Origin of the sequence: Streptomyces sp. NPDC102490, from assembly GCF_044765285.1 — a bacterium.
Taxonomy (GTDB): domain Bacteria; phylum Actinomycetota; class Actinomycetes; order Streptomycetales; family Streptomycetaceae; genus Streptomyces.
Window position 1 is genome coordinate 170,468 of sequence record NZ_JBIWJU010000011.1, and the last position, 20,680, is coordinate 191,147.

The 20,680-nt window shown below is 72.0% G+C and carries 18 protein-coding genes and 1 tRNA gene; 16 read left to right on the plus strand and 3 right to left on the minus strand.

Annotated features, from left to right (window positions below):
• The first annotated feature begins 94 nt into the window (after nt 1-94).
• The 3 genes from ACIRGB_RS25790 (at nt 95) to ACIRGB_RS25800 (ending at nt 3,442) form a co-directional block, all read left to right on the plus strand.
• Entirely contained in the window at nt 95-2,833 is a 2,739-nt protein-coding gene (locus ACIRGB_RS25790) for a Tat pathway signal sequence domain protein (RefSeq protein ID WP_403869516.1), read from the plus strand.
• Nucleotides 2,834-2,872: 39 nt separating this feature from the next.
• A complete protein-coding gene (locus tag ACIRGB_RS25795; protein ID WP_403869518.1) occupies nt 2,873-3,331 on the plus strand; it encodes an SRPBCC family protein in 459 nt (152 codons plus the stop codon).
• 39 nt (nt 3,332-3,370) lie between these two features.
• Nucleotides 3,371-3,442, plus strand: a tRNA-Val gene (locus tag ACIRGB_RS25800).
• A gap of 77 nt (nt 3,443-3,519) precedes the next feature.
• On the opposite strand, the gene ACIRGB_RS25805 is transcribed toward ACIRGB_RS25800, so the two are convergent.
• Nucleotides 3,520-4,245 carry a 3'-5' exonuclease gene (locus tag ACIRGB_RS25805; protein ID WP_403869520.1) on the minus strand — a complete coding sequence of 242 codons (726 nt, stop codon included), beginning with the start codon at nt 4,243-4,245 and terminating at the stop codon, nt 3,520-3,522.
• Nucleotides 4,246-4,416: 171 nt separating this feature from the next.
• Here ACIRGB_RS25805 and ACIRGB_RS25810 point away from each other — a divergent pair, with 171 nt between their 5' ends.
• The 4 genes from ACIRGB_RS25810 (at nt 4,417) to ACIRGB_RS25825 (ending at nt 8,941) form a co-directional block, all read left to right on the plus strand.
• Nucleotides 4,417-4,983, plus strand: coding sequence for a DUF4365 domain-containing protein (locus ACIRGB_RS25810; protein WP_127896089.1), 567 nt, complete (start codon nt 4,417-4,419; stop codon nt 4,981-4,983).
• Nucleotides 4,980-6,245, plus strand: coding sequence for a hypothetical protein (locus ACIRGB_RS25815; RefSeq protein ID WP_403869523.1), 1,266 nt, complete (start codon nt 4,980-4,982; stop codon nt 6,243-6,245). The genes ACIRGB_RS25810 and ACIRGB_RS25815 overlap by 4 nt, the downstream gene beginning before the upstream one ends.
• 92 nt (nt 6,246-6,337) lie before the next feature.
• A complete protein-coding gene (gene thrS, locus ACIRGB_RS25820) occupies nt 6,338-8,314 on the plus strand; it encodes a threonine--tRNA ligase (protein ID WP_403869526.1) in 1,977 nt (658 codons plus the stop codon).
• 78 nt (nt 8,315-8,392) lie between these two features.
• Nucleotides 8,393-8,941, plus strand: a complete 549-nt coding sequence (locus ACIRGB_RS25825; protein WP_403869529.1) for an HIT family protein — start codon at nt 8,393-8,395, stop codon at nt 8,939-8,941.
• A gap of 124 nt (nt 8,942-9,065) precedes the next feature.
• Here the strand turns inward: ACIRGB_RS25825 and ACIRGB_RS25830 are convergent, their stop codons facing one another.
• Both ACIRGB_RS25830 and ACIRGB_RS25835 read right to left on the minus strand, forming a co-directional pair.
• Nucleotides 9,066-10,721 carry a hypothetical protein gene (locus ACIRGB_RS25830; RefSeq protein WP_403869532.1) on the minus strand — a complete coding sequence of 552 codons (1,656 nt, stop codon included), beginning with the start codon at nt 10,719-10,721 and terminating at the stop codon, nt 9,066-9,068.
• A 242-nt stretch (nt 10,722-10,963) separates the two neighbouring features.
• On the minus strand, nt 10,964-13,162 hold the full coding sequence (locus tag ACIRGB_RS25835) for an elongation factor G-like protein EF-G2 (protein ID WP_403869535.1): 2,199 nt from the start codon (nt 13,160-13,162) through the stop codon (nt 10,964-10,966).
• A 206-nt stretch (nt 13,163-13,368) separates the two neighbouring features.
• Between ACIRGB_RS25835 and pgsA the strand changes: the two genes are divergently transcribed.
• The 9 genes from pgsA (at nt 13,369) to ruvA (ending at nt 20,641) form a co-directional block, all read left to right on the plus strand.
• On the plus strand, nt 13,369-14,094 hold the full coding sequence (pgsA, locus tag ACIRGB_RS25840; protein ID WP_403869913.1) for a phosphatidylinositol phosphate synthase: 726 nt from the start codon (nt 13,369-13,371) through the stop codon (nt 14,092-14,094).
• Nucleotides 14,091-15,020, plus strand: coding sequence for a phosphatidylinositol mannoside acyltransferase (locus tag ACIRGB_RS25845; protein ID WP_403869538.1), 930 nt, complete (start codon nt 14,091-14,093; stop codon nt 15,018-15,020). Before pgsA ends, ACIRGB_RS25845 begins: the two co-directional genes overlap by 4 nt.
• Nucleotides 15,017-16,180, plus strand: a complete 1,164-nt coding sequence (locus ACIRGB_RS25850) for a glycosyltransferase family 4 protein (RefSeq protein ID WP_403869541.1) — start codon at nt 15,017-15,019, stop codon at nt 16,178-16,180. The genes ACIRGB_RS25845 and ACIRGB_RS25850 overlap by 4 nt, the downstream gene beginning before the upstream one ends.
• 184 nt (nt 16,181-16,364) lie before the next feature.
• Nucleotides 16,365-16,907 carry a hypothetical protein gene (locus ACIRGB_RS25855; protein WP_403869544.1) on the plus strand — a complete coding sequence of 181 codons (543 nt, stop codon included), beginning with the start codon at nt 16,365-16,367 and terminating at the stop codon, nt 16,905-16,907.
• Nucleotides 16,908-17,029: 122 nt separating this feature from the next.
• Nucleotides 17,030-17,941 (plus strand): pyridoxal 5'-phosphate synthase lyase subunit PdxS, encoded by a 912-nt coding sequence (pdxS, locus tag ACIRGB_RS25860; RefSeq protein WP_030184980.1) that lies wholly within the window; start codon nt 17,030-17,032, stop codon nt 17,939-17,941.
• A 12-nt stretch (nt 17,942-17,953) separates the two neighbouring features.
• Nucleotides 17,954-18,562 (plus strand): pyridoxal 5'-phosphate synthase glutaminase subunit PdxT, encoded by a 609-nt coding sequence (gene pdxT / locus ACIRGB_RS25865; protein WP_403869547.1) that lies wholly within the window; start codon nt 17,954-17,956, stop codon nt 18,560-18,562.
• 47 nt (nt 18,563-18,609) lie between these two features.
• A complete protein-coding gene (locus ACIRGB_RS25870; protein WP_356365152.1) occupies nt 18,610-19,362 on the plus strand; it encodes a YebC/PmpR family DNA-binding transcriptional regulator in 753 nt (250 codons plus the stop codon).
• Nucleotides 19,363-19,472: 110 nt separating this feature from the next.
• Entirely contained in the window at nt 19,473-20,039 is a 567-nt protein-coding gene (ruvC, locus tag ACIRGB_RS25875) for a crossover junction endodeoxyribonuclease RuvC (RefSeq protein ID WP_403869551.1), read from the plus strand.
• On the plus strand, nt 20,036-20,641 hold the full coding sequence (ruvA, locus tag ACIRGB_RS25880) for a Holliday junction branch migration protein RuvA (protein ID WP_403869554.1): 606 nt from the start codon (nt 20,036-20,038) through the stop codon (nt 20,639-20,641). Before ruvC ends, ruvA begins: the two co-directional genes overlap by 4 nt.
• Nucleotides 20,642-20,680 lie beyond the last annotated feature (39 nt).

Genomic DNA, 20,680 nt, shown 5'->3' on the forward strand with positions numbered 1-20,680 from the left:
GCGGCTCCCGCGTACCGAGGTCGGTGCCCCGGCGCCGCACCTCTCACTGTCATGCCCTTGACACCCCTGCACGCCCGCACGGAAAGGAAAGGCCATGTCCCCCATCCCCCGCAGGTCCCTCCTCAAGGCGGCCGCCGTCGCCGGCGCCGCCGCCCAGTTCAGCTGGGCACTGGGCACCAAGAACGCCCAGGCCGCGCCCGCCGCCGCCGCGGCCGCCGACGACAGCCCCGTCACGCTGACCTGGCTGGAGGACGGCGGCCTCGGCGCCGCCCCCGGCTCCACCGTCGGCGTCCCCTGGCCCAGGGGCACCTTCCGGGAAGACCAGTCGTTCGCCGTCACGGACGCCGACGGCAAGGCCGTACCCGTGCAGTCCTGGCCGCTCGCCCACTGGCCCGACGGTTCCCTCAAGTGGACCGCCCACGCCGTCGGTTCCGGGAACGGCAAGCTCACCCTGGCCGCCGGCTCCCCGGCCGCGCCCGCCAAGAAGGTCACCGTCACCCGGCGCGGCGGCACCCTCGACATATCGACCGGCGTCATCACCGCGAGAATCGGCACATCCGGATCGGCGCTGATCAAGTCCGTCATCCGGGGCTCCACCGAGATCGCCAAGAACGGCCGCCTCGTCCTGCTGCGCCAGCCCGAGATCGAGGACGGCGACCAGGGCACCGTGGCGTACGAGCGCTTCGACGGCGCGGTCGACGAGGTCAAGGTCGAGCAGGACGGCCCGGTCCGCGCCGTCGTCCGCATCGACGGCAAGCACCGCAAGGGCCACCGCCGCTGGCTGCCCTTCTCCATCCGCCTCTACTTCTACGCGGGCGCCGACTCCTTCCGCATGGTGCACACCCTCACCTTCGACGGGAAGCAGGAGCCCGGAAAGGCGAGCGGCGACTTCATCCGCGGCCTCGGCGTCCGCTTCACCGTCCCGATGCGCGACGCGTCCTACGACCGCCACATCCGCATCGGCGGCGAGGGCACCGGCCTGCTCCGCGAGGCGGTCAAGGGCATCACCGGACTGCGCCGCGACCCCGGGGCGGCCGTACAGGCGGCCCAGTTCGCCGGGGAGAAGCTGCCCGACCCCGCCACCTGGGACCAGCGGGTCACCACCCGCCTGAAGTACATCCCCGAATGGGGCGACTACACCCTCGCCCAGCTGTCCGCCGACGGCTTCACCCTGCGCAAGCGCACCAAGAAGGGCCACGGCTGGATCGGCGCGGGCGGCGGACGGCGCGCCTCCGGCTTCGGCTACGTCGGCGGCGTGAGCGGCGGCCTCTCCTTCGGCCTGCGCGACTTCTGGGAGAAGCACCCCGCCCAACTCGACATCCGCGCCGCCCAGACCGACGAGGCCGAGGTCACCCTCTGGCTCTGGTCGCCCGAGGCCCAGCCGATGGACCTGCGCTTCTACCACGACGGCATGGGCCAGGACACGTTCCCCGAACAACTCGAGGGCCTCAACATCACCTACGAGGACTACGAACCGGAGTTCGGCACCCCCTACGGCATCGCCCGCACCTCGGAACTCCTCTTCTGGGCCAACGCCGCCACCCCGAGCGCCGAGGAACTCGCCGAACAGGCCGGGGCGGTACGCGTCCTGCCCCAGCTCGCCGCCCCGCCCGCACAGCTCATCAAGGCCGGCGTCTTCGGCCCCGGCCTCTACGCCGCGCCCGACCGCTCCACCCCCGCCAAGGCGAAGATCGAGGACCACCTCGACTTCCTCTTCACCTACTACAAGGACCAGGTGGAGCAGCGCCGCTGGTACGGCTTCTGGGACTACGGCGACATCATGCACACCTACGACGCCGCCCGGCACCAGTGGCGCTACGACATCGGCGGCTACGCCTGGGACAACTCCGAACTCTCCCCGGACCTCTGGCTCTGGTACGCCTACCTGCGCTCCGGGCGCGCCGACATCTTCCGCTTCGCCGAGGCCATGACCCGGCACACCGGCGAGGTCGACGTCTACCACCTCGGCACATGGGCCGGCCTCGGCACCCGCCACGGCGTCCAGCACTACGCCGACAGCGCCAAGCAGCAGCGCATCGCCAACACCACCTACCGGCGCTTCTACTACTTCCTCACCGCCGACGAACGCGTCGGCGACCTCATGCACGCCAACGTCGACTCCGACGAGACCTTCCTCGCCCTCGACCCGCTCCGCAAGATCCGCACCGAGCCCTACACGCCCGACCGCAACGCCCTGTCCATCGGCTTCGGCACCGACTGGAGCGGCCTGGTCTCGGCGTGGCTCACCGAGTGGGAACGCAGGGGCCCGAAGTGGGAGAAGGCCAGGGACCGCGTCCTGTCCACCATGGAGACCATCGCCGCCCAGCCCAACGGCTTCGTCCAGGGCAGCGGCCTGTACGACCTGGACACCGGGAAGTTCGCCGTCGCCGACACACCGAAGGTCGAGGTCTCCCACCTCTCGGCCGTCTTCGGCCTGAACGAACTGTGCGCCGAACTGATCGACCTCGTCGACATGCCCAAGTTCGAGGAGGCGTACTACGACTACTGCCGCTACTTCAACGCGACCAAGGCCGAACAGGCCGCGCGCTACGGCACGAACTTCGGCAGCCTCATCCTCTTCCAGGGCCACTCGCGCCTCGACGCGTACGCGGCCGTACGGACCGGCGACGACAAGCTCGCCACGCGCGCGTGGCAGAAGTTCTACGACTCCGACGGCTACCGGGAGTCGGCGCCCTGGACCACACAGAAGCTGAGCGGCCCCCTCACGCTGGTGCCGGGGAGCGAGGCGAGCTGGGTGTCCACCAACGACACCGCCCTCTACGGCCTCGCCGCCATCGAGAACCTCGCACTCCTGGGGGACAGGATGCCGTAGCCGGCCCCTGACCGGCGCGGGCGCGGGCACACTGCACGGATGGACTGGAACCACTACCGCTTCCGCAGCCTGTGGCCGCTGCCCGCGCCCGCCCCGGACGTCTACCGCGCCCTGGAACGCGTCGAGGACTACCCCCGCTGGTGGCCGCAGGTCCGCGAGGTCACCCGGCTCGACGACACCAGCGGCGTCCTCCGGTTCCGCTCCCTGCTCCCGTACGAACTGACCGCGACCGTGCGGGAGGGGCGCCGGGACCCGGCCGCGGGGGTGCTGGACGTCGCGATGAGCGGCGACCTGGAGGGCTGGGCGCGCTGGACGGTCGCCCCGCGAGGCTCCGCCACCCTCGTCCGCTACGACCAGGAGGTCGTCGTGCGCAAGCCGCTGCTGCGCCGCCTCGCCGTGCCCGGCCGCCCCCTGTTCCGCGCCAACCACCGCCTCATGATGCGGGCCGGGCGGCGGGGTCTCGCCGCGCACCTGGCGGGGGGCCGGCAAGCGGTTTGATGGAACCGCGCGGCGCCCTGTATGGTTCAGTGCGTTCCCGGGCGATTAGCTCAGTGGGAGAGCGCTTCGTTCACACCGAAGAGGTCACTGGTTCGAACCCAGTATCGCCCACCCGGGAAGAGCCGGTCCGTCGCACGACGGACCGGCTTCTTCGTGTTCCGGCGTTCACGCGGGCCGGGGACGAAGGGTCACGCCGCCGCCGGCAGCTCCGGCCGCAACGGCCAGGCCGGGTCCACCGGCTCCTGGGTGCCGTTGAGCGCGAACCACGCCTGCAAGCCGCGCGCCTGACCCGCGTGCCACACCGCCTGGAGGGTGTGCAGCTCCGCGGGGGAGAGGCGCTCGAGCCGTGCCTGGAAACGCCGCCCCACCGCCCGCACGACCTCCAGCGCCGCCTGGGCGTCGGCCGCCGCGTCGTGCGCGCCCGCCAGCTCCACGCCGTAGTGCGCGCACAGATCGGTGAGGGTACGGCGGCCCTTGCGGTAGCGGTCCAGGTGCTTGTCCAGTACGCGCGGGTCCAGCACGTGCAGCGACGTCCGCTCCAGCCACCGGCCCAGCGACGAGGCGCGGTGCCTGCGCAATTCCCGGTCCAGCAGTGTGAGGTCGAACGGCGCGTTCATCACCACCAGCGGACGCCCGGCCCGGGCCTGCTCGGTCAGCGCCTCGGCTATCTCGTACATCACCGGCGCCGGCCAGCGGCCGTGGCGCTGCACATGCTCCTGGGTCAGCCCGTGCACCGCCGTCGCCGCCTCGGGCACCGGCACCCCCGGGTTCACCAGCCACCGGGTCACCCGCGGGCGCAGCCCCGGCGCGTCCTGGACGACGAGGGCCGCCGACACGATCCGGTCGGTCTCGGTGTCCACACCCGTCGTCTCCGTGTCGAAAGCGGCCAGCGGCCCCTCGAACCAGCTCGTCATAGGGCACTCAACTCCTCGTCCGAGCACGGCAGCTGACGTGCCGTCCCTTGTCCCGGTTCGGTGATACCCGGGCTGTTTGCGACGTACGCCGGAAGGACACAACAGGAGTACGGGTCTTTGCAGTTCACAGACCTACCACCGGGATTCACCAGTTCTGGAAGGCTGTTGGCCATGGCCATTGCGCAGCCCGAACGGGGCGGGCTGCTGCCCGAGCGCACCGCGCCCTCACGCGGCTCCCTCGCCACCACCGCCTGCATGGAGACCTTGCAGGTCGGCTACCTCCACGCGGTCGCCGCCGCGGCGGGCTGCTCGCTCTCCCAGCCCTTCCCGGACAACGGCATCGACTGGCACGTCAGCCACAGTGCCCCCGGGCACACCGTCGACGACGAGGTCACCATCAAGGTGCAGCTCAAGGCCACCTACCAGATCGCCCCAGGACCCCCCGGCCGCTCCTTCTCCTTCACCCTGGACAACGACCACCTGGCGAAGCTGGCCCGCACCCCCGTGTCGGTGCACAAGATCCTGGTCGTCATGATCGTCCCCCGGTCCCGGGACCAGTGGCTGCGCGCCGGCCACGACCGGCTCGACCTCAGGCACTGCTGCTACTGGACCAACCTCGCCGGACATCCGGTCACCGGACGGCGGCGCACCACCGTGCGGATACCGACCGCGCGGATCTTCGACGACCGTGCGCTGTGCGAGATCATGACGCGGGTCGGGACGGGAGGGAAACCATGACGCACCGCCCGACCGGCGATCCCCCGCGCTCGGTACGGCCGCACCCGGCCGACGCCCTCGACCACACCCCCCGCGACGGCGGCACCCCGGAGCCCGGCGCCGTCGACCCGGCCGTGCTGACCGCGCTGCTGCACCGGCACGGCTGGCACCGGCGCGGCGGCGCCCCGGGCCGCTACGGCCGCTGGACCCCGCCAGGACCGGCCGCGGGCGCCACCAGCCTCCTGGTGCCGGTCACCCGCGCCTTCCCTGACAGCGACGACCTGCTCGGCGAGGCGCTGCACGCCCTGACCCGCAGCGGCACCCCCGCCGCCCGCGAGATCCTGCTCGCCCTCGCCGTCCCCAGCGACGAGATCCGCTGGGAACGCGACACACCGACGGGACCCGGCGACACCGCGTCCTGGACGGCACAGGAGCAGCTGCGCTCCGCCGCCCGCCGGATGCTGCTCGCCGGAGCGCTCGCCACGCGCGCGCGGGCGGGCTACTACGGCGCCCGGCACCGGCGCGCCGCCGGCGCGGCCCTGGAGAACGTCGTGGTGGGCCCCGCCCCCGACGGCCGCCGCCTCACGGCGTTCCTGCCGGTCGGCACCGGCCGCCCCCTCGCCGTACGCCTTCACCAGGCCCTCCACGCCGCCCGCGAGGCCGTCGACTACCGGCGGGCCACCGGGGGCACGGAGGCCTTCGACTCGGCCGTCGCGGCGGGCGTCAGCCACGAGCTGACGGAGTCCCTCGTCGCCCTGGTCCGCGGCACCGAGGGCGCCCGGATCGCCGTCGGCTGGGCGCCGGCCGCGGGCGTTCCCGAGGGCTGCGGCGTCCTCACCGAACCCGTCGAGTTCTCGCCCGGCGACCTGCCCGCCCTGCGCGAGGCCGCCGCCCGCTACCTGCGCGCGGAGCCCTCCGTACCGGTGCGGATCACCGGCACCGTGGTCCGCATGCGCCGGCCCGGACCGCGCGGCACCGGCACCGTACGGTTGCGGGTGCTGGCCGGGGCCGAGGTGCCGCACGTGCGGATGGCGCTGGACGAGGAGGCGTACCGGATCGCCGGGCACGCCCACCTCGTCGGGCTGCCGGTGCGGGTGCTCGGGCGACTGGAGAGCCGGGGCGGGTTCCGCAGGCTCACCGGCGCCTGCGAGATCACCCCCGTCCAGGTCGACGACGCGGAGCGGGACCGGCTCCTGAAGGCCGTCCAGGACCACGTCGAGGTCGCGGCCTTCTTCGAGGAGACCTGCGGCGACGGAGGGGACGGAGGGGACTGCCGGGACTGATTTCGCGGTGGGCGGCCCCGGGTCGGTACGATCGCCCCCATGCGTGCGCTCCGGTATGGCGCCGCGGCCCCACCTTCAGTCAGGAGAGACCGGTGTCAGACGTCCGTGTGATCATCCAGCGGGATTCCGAGCGGGAAGAACGCGTGGTGACGACGGGCACTACGGCCGCCGAGCTCTTCGCCGGCGAGCGCTCGATCATCGCCGCCCGCGTGTCCGGCGACCTCAAGGACCTCGCCTACGAGGTGCAGGACGGCGAGACCGTCGAGGGTGTCGAGATCTCCTCCGAGGACGGTCTGAACATCCTGCGCCACTCCACCGCGCACGTCATGGCGCAGGCCGTGCAGGAGCTGTTCCCCGAGGCCAAGCTGGGCATCGGCCCGCCCGTCAAGGACGGTTTCTACTACGACTTCGACGTGGAGAAGCCCTTCCACCCCGATGACCTCAAGGCCATCGAGAAGAAGATGCAGGAGATCCAGAAGCGCGGGCAGCGGTTCTCCCGCCGCGTGGTCACCGACGAGGCCGCCCGCGAGGAGCTGGCCGACGAGCCGTACAAGCTGGAGCTGATCGGCCTCAAGGGCTCCGCGTCGCACGACGACGGCGCGGACGTCGAGGTCGGCGCCGGCGAGCTGACGATCTACGACAACCTGGACGCGAAGACCGGCGAGCTGTGCTGGAAGGACCTCTGCCGGGGCCCGCACCTGCCGACGACCCGCAACATCCCGGCCTTCAAGCTGATGCGCAACGCCGCCGCCTACTGGCGCGGCAGCGAGAAGAACCCGATGCTCCAGCGCATCTACGGCACCGCCTGGCCCACCAAGGACGAGCTGAAGGCGCACCTGGAGTTCCTCGCCGAGGCCGAGAAGCGCGACCACCGCAAGCTCGGCAGCGAGCTGGACCTGTTCTCCATCCCGGAGCAGATCGGCTCCGGCCTTGCCGTCTTCCACCCCAAGGGCGGCATCATCCGCCGGGTGATGGAGGACTACTCGCGCCGCCGCCACGAGGAGGAGGGCTACGAGTTCGTCTACACCCCGCACGCGACCAAGGGGAAGCTCTTCGAGACCTCGGGCCACCTGGACTGGTACGCCGACGGCATGTACCCGCCCATGCAGCTCGACGAGGGCGTGGACTACTACCTCAAGCCCATGAACTGCCCGATGCACAACCTGATCTTCGACGCGCGCGGGCGCTCCTACCGTGAGCTGCCGCTGCGCCTCTTCGAGTTCGGCACCGTGTACCGGTACGAGAAGTCGGGCGTCGTGCACGGCCTGACCCGGGCCCGCGGCTTCACCCAGGACGACGCGCACATCTACTGCACCCGCGAGCAGATGTCGGAGGAGCTGGACAAGACCCTCACCTTCGTCCTGAACCTGCTGCGCGACTACGGCCTGAACGACTTCTACCTGGAGCTGTCCACCAAGGACCCGGAGAAGTTCGTCGGCTCCGACGAGGCCTGGGAAGAGGCCACCGAGACGCTGCGCCAGGTCGCCGAGAAGCAGAACCTGGAGCTGGTGGCGGACCCGGGCGGCGCCGCGTTCTACGGCCCGAAGATCTCCGTCCAGGCCAAGGACGCGATCGGCCGCACCTGGCAGATGTCGACCATCCAGCTCGACTTCAACCTGCCGGAGCGCTTCAACCTGGAGTACACGGCCGCGGACGGCACCAAGACCCGCCCGGTCATGATCCACCGCGCGCTGTTCGGCTCCATCGAGCGCTTCTTCGCGGTGCTCCTGGAGCACTACGCGGGCGCCTTCCCGGCATGGCTGGCGCCGGTGCAGGCGGTGGGCATCCCGATCGGCGACGCGCACGTCGAGTACCTGGAGAAGTTCGCCGCGTCCGCCAAGAGGCAGGGCCTGCGCGTCGAGGTCGACTCCTCCTCGGACCGGATGCAGAAGAAAATCCGCAACGCCCAGAAGCAGAAGGTGCCCTTCATGGTCATCGCGGGCGACGAGGACATGGCGAACGGCGCGGTCTCCTTCCGCTACCGCGACGGCTCCCAGGAGAACGGCATCCCCGTCGAGGAGGCCCTCGCGAAGATCGCCAAGGTCGTCGAGGAGCGGGCGCAGGTCTGACCGCCGGGTGTGCGGGGCCCCCGGGAGAGATCCCGGGGGCCTTCCCTGTCGCCGTACGCGAAGCCATATGCTGCACGCATGACGAGTGAGCCGGAGCAGCAGTTGGGAGTGGGGACGCCGGACGCTTTCCAGCGTCTGTGGACGCCCCACCGGATGGCGTACATCCAGGGCGAGAACAAGCCGAGCGGCCCCGGCGCCGACGACGGATGCCCCTTCTGCTCGATCCCGGCGAAGTCGGACGAGGACGGCCTCATCGTCCGGCGCGGTGAGCACGTGTACGCGGTGCTGAATCTGTACCCGTACAACGGCGGCCACCTGATGACCGTCCCGTACCGCCACGTCGCCGACTACACGGAGCTGAACACCGTGGAGACGGCGGAGCTGGCCGAGCTGACCAAGCAGGCGATGACGGCCCTGCGCACGGCCTCCGGGGCCCAGGGCTTCAACCTGGGCATGAACCAGGGCGCGGTGGCGGGCGCCGGCATCGCCGCGCACCTGCACCAGCACGTGGTGCCTCGCTGGGGCGGCGACACCAATTTCCTTCCCGTGATCGGCCACACGCGGGTTCTGCCGCAGCTCCTGGGAGACACCCGCAAGATGCTGGCGGAAGCCTGGCCCACGGCCTAGCTTCCAAGCTCCCTCAGCCCGTCCGGCGCTTGAGGACGAGGCCGTCCAGGCCGAAAGCGGGAGTCCGGGGGCGCAGCCCCCGGGGACGGCCACCCTGCAAAGCCCCCGCCCCACCGCCGGAGGCCTACGCGTCGTAGACGTCCGCCTTCTTCGGCACAGCCTCCTGCACCGCCCCGCTCAGACCACCCGCGCGGGCGCCGAACTTCTCCGTGTCCACGCCGTTCTCCTTCAGCACCTTGATCGCCGCCGAGTGCACCGCCCGCAGCACCGGCGTGGCCGCGCGCAGCGCGTCGTCGGCCATGAAGCGGTGCCGCCAGGGCCGGTCCGCCCAGGCGTGCCGCAGGCCGAAGGGCTCGGGCAGCGTGAGCTTGCCGCCCAGCCAGTACAGCAGCGGGGGGTACCAGGTCAGCGGGGCCCGCGCGGCCAGCCGCACCACCTCGTCGGCGTCGACCAGCGGGAGCTTCACCGTGCGGGTCTCCCAGAACTTGACGGACTTCTGGACCGTCTTCTCCTTGGCCGCGGGCTTGCTGGTGAACAGGGAGTGCACCGGCCCCAGGGCGTGACCGGTGACCTCGATGCGCAGCGTCTCGTGCAGCACGGTCACCGTGATCAGCATGGAGATGACCAACTGGCCGTCCCACAGCGTCCACTGCACGCCCAGGTAGTGCCGGTCGCCCGCGCCGAACTGCTGCTTGTCGCAGATCTCCTGTATCGCGTGCTGCTTGACCTGGTACGCCTCGACGTCCGTGCCCTCGGGCCGGGACACCGCGTCGGCGTTCTCACCGATCGGGGTCACGATCCAGTGCCGCACCGTCGGCTTGGTGAAGCCGCCGGTGTGCAGCGGGCCGCGCTCCAGCATCCGCAGCCGGTCGTGGATGGCCTTGATCACGTCCCAGCTGCGGAACGGGTTGATCTCCCGGTCCGGGTCGGCGGGGACCAGTTCCTCGGCGAGCTGCCAGTTGCCCCAGCGGGTGCCCATGCCGAGGATTCCCTTGGGGCCGGCGTAGAAGACGGAGTTGGACTGCTGCTCGGCGCTGAGCCGGGCCAGTGACTGCCGCAGTTCCTCGGCGGCCGTCTCGCCGGGGCTGCTCGGCACCGCCTCGGGCACCTTGGCGCCCACGCCCGCGCCGGACAGCAGGCCGCTCCAGCGCTCCCGGAGGTCCCGTGCCGTGCGCTCGCAGATCCGCTTGGCCCAGAACCAGCCGATCACCGGGGCGACGACGCAGGCGCGCGCGTACCAGCCCCAGAAGCCGCTGAAGGGCATCTTGAGCAGGAAGAGCACGGCGAGGGCCGCCATCGCGAGCAGCAGCGTGGTGGCGAGCGCGCCGGCCCGCTTGTCCTCGCGCCGGGCGATGGTGGTGCGGATCTGGAAGACCAGGAGCCAGATCAGCAGTCCGGGCAGGAACAGCAGGCCGCACAGCACCATGACGGCACTGAGCCAGTTGTCCCGGTCCCTGCGGATGCGGTGCGCGGCGAGGCTGTGCTCCACGACCACCTGGGGCTGGGTGCCGAAGGACTGGATGAGCGGGGCCCGCTTGGGGCCCAGCATCCGGTCGATGATCGCCCGGGAGTACGCCTCGCCGAGGTTGGGCCGGAACAGCTTCATCCGGGGCTTGCTCACGGACGACTTGTGCCACTCGCTGTTGGCCTTGAGTATCTCCTCGGCCTCGCTGTCCCGGTAGGCGGCCGAGGCCAGCGCGAAGGTGGCCGTCTGGCCGCCGTCGTCCGTGCGCGGCACCTGCGGTCCGAAGAAGTCCGCGTAACCGCCGTCAACGGTCATTCCCGCCCCCGATCGCCACCACTGTCGCTCCTGCGGCCTTCCCGACTTCCCTGCCCCGCACACCTGTTGATCTGGTCATCAGCGTATCCGCCGGCACCGCCGCGCGTCACGGGACGTCCAAAGGCGCCCCCACGCGCGCGGTCCGGCCGCCGGGCGTGCCGTCGCGCGCCGGGGCGGGTGGACTCCGATGCGGGGAGCGGACCCCCGGTGCGGCGGACGCCGCACCGGAGGGCCGGGCTCCGCTAGGACGCCACCCGCACCTCCTCGCGCAGCCGGTCCGCGACCTGGGCCGGCATCGGTTCGTGCCGCGCGTAGCGCCGGTCGAAGCGCGCGGTGCCGTGCGACAGGGAGCGCAGGTCGACGGCGTAGCGGCCGATCTCGATCTCGGGCACCTCGGCCCTGATCAGGGTGCGGCCGCCGCTGGTCTGCTCGGTGCCCAGCACCTTGCCGCGCCGTCCGGACAGGTCGCTCATCACCGCGCCCACGTAGTCGTCGCCGACCAGCACGCTCACCTCGGCGACCGGTTCCAGCAGGTGGATCCTCGCCTCGGCCGCGGCCTCCCTCAGCGCCAGCGCGCCGGCGGTCTGGAAGGCGGCGTCGGAGGAGTCCACGGAGTGCGCCTTGCCGTCGAGCAGCGTGATCCGCACGTCGATCAGCGGGTGGCCCGCGGCGACGCCCTTGGCCGCCTGCGCGCGCACGCCCTTCTCGACGGACGGGATGAACTGGCGGGGCACCGCGCCGCCGACGACCTTGTCCACGAACTCGATGCCCGAGCCGCCCGGCAGCGGCTCCACCTCGATCTCGCAGATGGCGTACTGGCCGTGCCCGCCGGACTGCTTGACGTGCCGCCCGCGCCCGGCCGCCCGGCCGGCGAACGTCTCGCGCAGGGCGACCCGGTGGGGTACGACGTCGACCTGGACGCCGTAGCGGCTGCGCAGCCGCTCCAGGGCCACGTCGGCGTGTGCCTCGCCCAGGCACCACAGGACCACCTGGTGGGTGTCCTGGTTGTGCTCCAGGCGCATCGTCGGGTCCTCGGCGACCAGCCGGGCCAGCCCCTGGGAGAGCTTGTCCTCGTCGGGTTTGCTGTGCGCCTCGATGGCGAGCGGCAGCAGCGGGTCGGGCATCTCCCAGGGGGCCATCAGCAGCGGGTCGTCCTTGGCCGAGAGGGTGTCCCCGGTCTCCGCGCGGGTCAGCTTGGCCACGCAGGCGAGGTCGCCCGCGATCACGTGCGTGACCGGACGCTGCTGCTTGCCGAACGGCGTCGACAGGGCGCCGATCCGTTCGTCGACGTCGTGGTCCTCGTGCCCGCGGTCGGTCATCCCGTGCCCGGACACGTGCACCGTCTGGTCGGCGCGCAGGGTGCCGGAGAAGACGCGGACCATCGAGATCCGGCCGACGTAGGGGTCCGAGGACGTCTTGACGACCTCCGCGACCAGCGACTCCTTTGGATCGCACATCCGCAGCTCGCGGCCGGTGCCGTCGGGCGTGGTGACCCGCGGCGCCGCGCGTTCCAGGGGCGTCGGGAAGCCGCGCGTGATCAGCTCGAGCAGCTCGACCGTGCCCAGTCCCTGCCGGGCGCCCTCGGCGGCCGGCGCGGCGGCCAGGACGGGGAAGAACACCCCGCGTGCCACGGCCCGTTCCAGATCCTCGACGAGCGTCTTGACGTCGACCTGCTCGCCGCCGAGATAGCGCTCCATGAGGGTCTCGTCCTCGCTCTCCGAGATGATCCCCTCGATCAGCATCGAGCGGGCCTCGTCGAGCTGCGGCAGTTCCGCCTCGCCCGGCTCCGAGGCCACCCGCTCGCCCGAGGCGTAGTCGAACAGCTTCCGCGACAGCAGCCCCACGAGACCGGTCACGGGCGCGTGCCCGTCGGGCGCGGGCGGACCGTGCAGCGGGAGGTACAGCGGCAGTACGGCGTCGGGGTCGTCGCCGCCGAACGCCTCCGCGCAGATCCGCGTCATCTCCTCGAAGTCCGCGCGGGCGGCCTCCAGGTGCGTGATCACGATGGCGCGGGGCATGCCGACGGCGGCGCACTCCTCCCAGAGCATGCGGGTCGAGCCGTCCACGCCGTCGGAGGCCGAGACGACGAAGAGGGCCGCGTCCGCGGCGCGCAGACCGGCCCTCAGCTCACCGACGAAGTCGGCGTACCCGGGCGTGTCCAAGAGGTTGATCTTGATGCCGTCCCAGGCGACCGGCACCAGGGAGAGCTGTACGGAGCGCTGCTGGCGGTGCTCCATGTCGTCGTAGTCCGAGACGCAGCCGCCGTCCTCCACGCGGCCCGCCCGGTTCACCGCTCCCGCCGTCAGCGCGAGAGCCTCCACCAGGGTCGTCTTGCCCGATCCGGAGTGGCCGACCAGCACCACGTTCCGTACGGACGCGGGGTGGTCGGCCGCCGTTGCCCTTCCGGCGGCTCCGGGATGGGTGTGTGCCTTGTCGCCCATGTCTTGCCTCCCGTGCACGGTGAGGTCACTGGGGGCGCGGACACGCGGGACCGCGTGCACTGGCGGCTCACGCGACGCCCGCGGTCCTTCGAGCTTTCCACTCCCGTCACGCCGCGTCCATACGAAGGACCCGATCCCGCCGCCCACCGGCCGCTCTCCACGGGCTCAGGGTGCCCGGCCACCGCCCACGCGCGCGCGTGACTACGATGGGCCAGCCGGTGGCCAGCAAGGGCCGCGGCGCCACACCGACCGTCGGGAAGGCCATGCTGAACAAGTACGCGCGTGCATTTTTTACGCGTGTCCTCACACCGTTCGCCGCGTTTCTCATCCGCCGGGGCGTCAGCCCCGACACGGTCACGCTGATCGGCACCGCGGGTGTGGTCGCGGGTGCGCTGGTCTTCTACCCCATGGGTGAGTTCTTCTGGGGCACGGTGGTGATCACGCTCTTCGTCTTCTCCGACCTCGTCGACGGCAACATGGCCCGCCAGCTGGGCCGCTCCAGCCGCTGGGGCGCGTTCCTGGACTCGACCCTCGACCGGGTCGCCGACGGCGCGATCTTCGGCGGCCTCGCCCTCTGGTACGCGGGGGGCGGCGACGACAACGTCCTGTGCGCGGTGTCGATCTTCTGCCTGGCCAGCGGCCAGGTGGTGTCGTACACCAAGGCGCGCGGCGAGGCGATCGGTCTGCCGGTGGCCGTCAACGGACTGGTCGAGCGCGCCGAGCGCCTCGTCATCTCGCTGGTCGCCGCCGGATTCGCCGGGCTGCACAAGTTCGGCGTGCCCGGCATCCAGTACCTGCTGCCGATCGCCCTGTGGATCGTCGCCGTCGGCAGCCTCGTCACGCTGGTGCAGCGGGTCGTCACGGTCCGCCGGGAAGCCGCCGAGGCGGACGCCGCCGCGCAGGCGAACCAGGGCACCGAGGCGGCGAAGTGAGCGCTCGGGACCGCCTGACCGACGGTCTGTACGGCGCCGGCTGGACCACCGTGAAGAAGCTCCCCGAGCCCGCCGCCGTGCGCCTGGGCCGCAGCATCGCCGACCTCGCCTGGAAGCAGCGCGGCGCGGGAGTGCGCCGCCTGGAGAGCAACTACGCGCGCGTGGTGCCCGACGCGGGCCCGGAGCGGCTCGCCGCCCTCTCGCGCGCGGGCATGCGCTCGTACCTGCGCTACTGGATGGAGTCGTTCCGGCTCCCGGCGTGGAGCACCGAGCGGATCGAGAACGGCTTCACCCCCGAGGACCTGCACCACCTCACCGACGGCTTGGACGCCGGCAAGGGCGTGGTGCTCGCCCTGCCGCACCTGGCCAACTGGGACCTCGCGGGCGCCTGGGTCACCACCAAGCTCGGCATCCCGTTCACCACGGTCGCCGAGCGCCTCAAGCCGGAGACCCTGTACGACCGGTTCGTCGCCTACCGCGAGGGCCTCGGCATGGAGGTCCTGCCGCACAGCGGCGGCACCGCCTTCGGCACGCTGGCCCGGCGGCTGCGCGACGGCGGCCTGGTCTGCCTGGTCGCCGACCGCGACCTGTCCGCCTCCGGCGTGGAGGTCGACTTCTTCGGCGAGACGGCCCGGATGCCCGCCGGTCCCGCGCTGCTCGCCCAGCAGACCGGCGCACGGCTGCTGCCGGTGACGCTCTGGTACGACGACTCGCCGGTGATGCGGGGCCGGGTGCACCCGCCGGTCGGGGTGCCCGAGTCAGGTACCCGGGCCGAGAAGACGTCTGTCATGACACAGGCGCTGGCCGATGCCTTCGCCACGGGGATCGCCGACCACCCGGAGGACTGGCACATGCTGCAGCGCTTGTGGCTCAAGGATCTCGACCCGGCCAAGGCGCCCGGCGCCCGCGAGCGGGGCGCCCGGTGAGGATCGGCATCGTCTGCCCGTACTCCTGGGACGTGCCGGGCGGCGTCCAGTTCCACATCCGGGACCTCGCCGAGTACTTCATCCGGCTCGGCCACGAGGTGTCCGTCCTCGCCCCGGCCGACGACGACACCCCGCTACCCCCGTACGTCGTCTCCGCGGGCCGCGCGGTGCCGGTGCCGTACAACGGCTCGGTGGCCCGGCTGAACTTCGGCTTCCTGTCGGCGGCCCGGGTCCGGCGCTGGCTGCACGACGGCGCCTTCGACGTCATCCACATCCACGAGCCGACCTCGCCCTCGCTGGGCCTGCTGTCCTGCTGGGCGGCCCAGGGCCCCATCGTGGCCACCTTCCACACCTCCAACCCGCGCTCCCGCGCGATGATCGCCGCGTACGCGATCCTCCAGGCCGCCCTGGAGAAGATCAGCGCCCGGATCGCCGTGAGCGAGTACGCCCGCCGCACGCTCGTCGAGCACCTGGGCGGCGACGCGGTCGTCATCCCCAACGGCGTCGACGTCGACTTCTTCGCCGGCGCGGAGCCCAGGCCCGAGTGGCAGGGCGACACGATCGGCTTCATAGGGCGCATCGACGAGCCCCGCAAGGGCCTTCCGGTGCTCATGCGGGCGCTGCCCGGGATCCTGGCCGCCCGCCCGCGCACCCGGCTGCTGGTCGCCGGGCGCGGGGACGAGGAGGAGGCCGTCGAGAGCCTGCCCAGGGAACTGCGCTCCCGGGTGGAGTTCCTCGGCATGATCAGCGACGAGGACAAGGCCCGCCTCCTGCGCAGCGTCGACCTGTACGTGGCGCCCAACACCGGCGGCGAGAGCTTCGGCATCATCCTCGTCGAGGCCATGTCGGCCGGCGCCCCCGTCCTCGCCTCCGACCTGGACGCCTTCGCCCAGGTCCTCGACCAGGGCGCGGCCGGCGAACTGTTCCCCAACGAGAACGCCGACGCCCTGGCGGAAGCGGCCGTACGCCTGCTGGCCGACCCGGAACGCCGGGCCGCGCTGCGCAAGCGGGGCAGCGCCCACGTACGGCGCTTCGACTGGTCCACCGTGGGCGCGGACATCCTGTCCGTCTACGAGACGGTCACCGCGGGAGCGGCGGCGGTCGCGACGGACGACCGGGCGACGGGCCTGCGGGCCCGCTTCGGGCTCGCGAGGGACTGACCCCCCGGGACGCACGGGGGCACGGGCGCGTACGGCCACCGACGGGCACGGGCGGACCAGGGCGAGCACCGTCACCGGCGGACGAGGCGACACCCCGTCGGCGGGTAGGGGCCGGGCGTCCCGCGCGTACCGGGGCCCACCGGACGTACGTGGGTCTCTCGGCCCACCGATAGGGTTGCGGCCCGTGACCGCAACCCTCATCTGGATCCTGGTCGTCCTCGTCGCCGTCGGCCTGTACCTCAGCTGGACGGCGGGCCGCCTGGACCGGCTGCACGCCCGGATCGACGCCGCCCGTGCCGCCCTGGACGCGCAGCTGCTGCGCAGGGCGTCCGTGGCCCAGGAACTCGCCACCTCCGGGGTGCTCGACCCGGCCGCCTCCATGGTCCTCTACGAGGCCGCGCACGCCGCCCGGCAGGCCGAGGAGGAACAGCGGGAGGTTGCCGAGAGCGAGCTGAGCCAGGCCCTGCGCGCCGTGTTCGCCGACGCGCAGCAGGTGGACGTGGTGCGCGAGGCGCCCGGGGGAGAGGAGGCCGCCCACGAACTGGCCGAGGCCGTCCGGAGGGTGCCGATGGCCCGGCGCTTCCACAACGACGCGGTGGGCGCCGCGCGCAGACTGCGCGAGCACCGCAAGGTCCGCTGGTTCCGCCTCGCCGGGCACGCGCCCTTCCCGCTGGCCTTCGAGATGGACGACGAGTCACCGGCCGCCCTGGTCGAGCGGGCGGCGTGACCCGTACCGGCGGAGCCCGGGACGAAAACGATCCACAGCCTTCCCATTGGCCCTTGCTGTGGCCTGCTCGCCTCACGTTTCCTCGGTGCTGCACAAACCCCTTCTCCTCAGCGAGGTAACCCGTGTCCAGCACGCTCTCCGAAAACCAGGCACCCGAGACCGGCACCGCCCGCGTGAAGCGCGGCATGGCCGAGCAGCTCAAGGGCGGCGTCATCATGGACGTCGTCACGCCGGAGCAGGCGAAGATCGCCGAGGACGCGGGCGCCGTGGCCGTCATGGCCCTGGAGCGGGTCCCGGCCGACATCCGCAAGGACGGCGGTGTGGCCCGGATGTCCGACCCGGACATGATCGAGGGCATCATCGGCGCCGTCTCCATCCCGGTGATGGCCAAGTCCCGCATCGGCCACTTCGTGGAGGCCCAGGTCCTGCAGTCCCTCGGCGTCGACTACATCGACGAGTCCGAGGTCCTCACCCCGGCCGACGAGGTCAACCACAGCGACAAGTTCGCCTTCACCACCCCCTTCGTCTGCGGTGCCACCAACCTGGGCGAGGCCCTGCGCCGGATCGCCGAGGGCGCGGCCATGATCCGCTCCAAGGGCGAGGCCGGCACCGGCAACGTCGTCGAGGCCGTCCGCCACCTGCGCCAGATCAAGAACGAGATCGCCCGGCTGCGCGGCTGCGACAACAACGAGCTGTACGCCGCCGCCAAGGAGCTGCGCGCCCCCTACGAGCTGGTCAAGGAGGTCTCCGAGCTGGGCAGGCTCCCCGTCGTCCTGTTCTCGGCCGGCGGTGTGGCCACCCCGGCCGACGCCGCGCTGATGCGTCAGCTCGGCGCCGAGGGCGTCTTCGTCGGCTCCGGCATCTTCAAGTCCGGCGACCCCGCCAAGCGCGCCGCCGCCATCGTGAAGGCCACCACCTTCTACGACGACCCGAAGATCATCGCGGACGCGTCCCGCAACCTCGGCGAGGCCATGGTCGGCATCAACTGCGACACCCTCCCCGAGACCGAGCGCTACGCCAACCGCGGCTGGTAGGGCACCGGACCCATGAGTGACACCCCCGTCATCGGCGTCCTGGCCCTCCAGGGCGACGTACGGGAGCACCTCGTCGCCCTGGCCGTGGCCGACGCCGTGGCCAGGCCGGTGAGGCGCCCCGAAGAACTCGCCGAGGTGGACGGCCTGGTCATACCCGGCGGCGAGTCCACCACCATCTCCAAGCTCGCCGTCCTCTTCGGAGTGATGGACCCCCTCCGCGCGCGCGTGCGCGACGGCATGCCCGTCTACGGCACCTGCGCGGGCATGATCATGCTGGCCGACAAGATCCTCGACCCGCGCTCCGGGCAGGAGACGGTCGGCGGCATCGACATGATCGTGCGCCGCAACGCCTTCGGCCGGCAGAACGAGTCCTTCGAGGCGGCCGTCGACGTCCGGGGCGTCGAGGGCGCTCCCGTGGAGGGCGTGTTCATCCGCGCTCCCTGGGTCGAGTCCGTGGGCGCCGCCGCCGAGGTGCTCGCCGAGCACGACGGTCACATCGTCGCCGTCCGCCAGGGCAACGCGCTGGCCACGTCGTTCCACCCGGAGCTGACCGGCGACCACCGGGTGCACCGGCTCTTCGCCGACATGGTGCGCGCCAACCGGGCGGCGGAGTCCTTGTAGGATTCCTCCGTTCGTACAAAGACGGGTTACGCGAAGGAGACAGGCAGATGTCCGGCCACTCTAAATGGGCCACGACGAAGCACAAGAAGGCCGTCATCGATGCCAAGCGCGGCAAGCTCTTCGCGAAGCTGATCAAGAACATCGAGGTCGCGGCCCGCATGGGCGGTGCCGACATCGACGGCAACCCGACGCTGTACGACGCCATCCAGAAGGCGAAGAAGCAGTCGGTCCCGAACAAGAACATCGACTCCGCGGTCAAGCGCGGCGCCGGCCTGGAGGCCGGTGGCGCCGACTACGAGACGATCATGTACGAGGGCTACGGTCCCAACGGCGTCGCGGTGCTCATCGAGTGCCTCACCGACAACCGCAACCGCGCCGCCTCCGACGTCCGCGTCGCCATGACCCGCAACGGCGGTTCCATGGCCGACCCGGGCTCGGTGTCGTACCTCTTCAACCGCAAGGGCGTCGTGATCGTGCCCAAGGGCGAGCTGAGCGAGGACGACGTCCTCGGCGCCGTCCTGGACGCGGGAGCGGAGGAGGTCAACGACCTCGGCGAGTCCTTCGAGGTGCTCAGCGAGGCCACCGACCTGGTCGCGGTCCGCACCGCCCTCCAGGAGGCCGGCATCGACTACGAGTCCGCCGACGCCAACTTCGTCCCGACCATGCAGGTCGAGCTGGACGAGGAGGGCGCGCGGAAGATCTTCCGGCTGATCGACGCCCTGGAGGACAGCGACGACGTGCAGAACGTCTTCGCCAACTTCGACGTGAGCGACGAGATCATGGAGAAGGTCGACGCGTAACGCGTCCCTGCTCAGCGGGCCGACGGGGACACACTCCGTCGGCCCGTCGCTTTGTCGGTGGCACCCGATAGCCTGCACAAACAGGTGATCGACGAGAGGGGCCGGGTTACGTGCGCGTACTGGGGGTGGACCCGGGGCTGACCCGCTGCGGGGTCGGTGTCGTGGAGGGTGTCGCGGGTCGGCCGCTCACCATGATCGGCGTCGGCGTCGTCCGCACGCCCGCGGACGCCGACCTCGGCCACCGCCTCGTCGCCGTCGAGCAGGGCATCGAGCGGTGGCTCGACGAGCACCGGCCGGAGTTCGTCGCCGTGGAGCGCGTCTTCAGCCAGCACAACGTCCGCACCGTCATGGGCACCGCCCAGGCCAGCGCGGTGGCGATCCTGTGCGCCTCCCGCCGCGGCATCCCCGTCGCCCTGCACACGCCCAGCGAGGTCAAGGCCGCCGTCACCGGCAGCGGCCGCGCCGACAAGGCGCAGGTCGGTGCCATGGTCACCCGCCTGCTGCGGCTCGCCGCCCCGCCCAAGCCGGCCGACGCCGCCGACGCCCTCGCGCTCGCCATCTGCCACATCTGGCGCGCCCCCGCGCAGAACCGCCTCCAGCAGGCCGTGGCCCTGCACGCCGCGCAGGGCCCGCAGCGCCCGCGGACCTCCCACCCGTCGAAAGGCCGCCCCGCATGATCGCCTTCGTCAGCGGCACCGTCGCCGCCCTCGCACCCGACGCCGCGGTGGTCGAGGTCGGCGGCGTCGGCATGGCCGTCCAGTGCACGCCGAACACGCTCTCCGCCCTCCGGCTCGGCAAGCCCGCCAAGCTCGCCACCTCGCTCGTCGTGCGCGAGGACTCGCTCACGCTGTACGGCTTCGCCGACGACGACGAGCGCCAGGTCTTCGAGCTGCTCCAGACCGCCAGCGGCGTCGGCCCCCGCCTCGCCCAGGCCATGCTCGCCGTGCACCGGCCCGACGCCCTGCGCAGAGCCGTCTCCACCGGCGACGAGAAGGCGCTCACCGCCGTCCCCGGCATCGGCAAGAAGGGCGCGCAGAAGCTGCTCCTGGAGCTGAAGGACCGGCTCGGCGAGCCCATCGGCGCCCCCGTCGTCGGCGCCCCGGTCAGCACCGGCTGGCGCGACCAGCTGCACGCCGCCCTGATCGGCCTCGGGTACGCCACCCGCGAGGCCGACGAGGCCGTCTCCGCCGTGGCGCCGCAGGCCGAGGCCGCCGGGGGCACGCCGCAGGTGGGCCAGCTGCTCAAGGCCGCCCTCCAGACGCTGAACCGCGCCCGCTGACCACGCCCGCCACCACCGACCCGGTGCGCCACGGCAAGG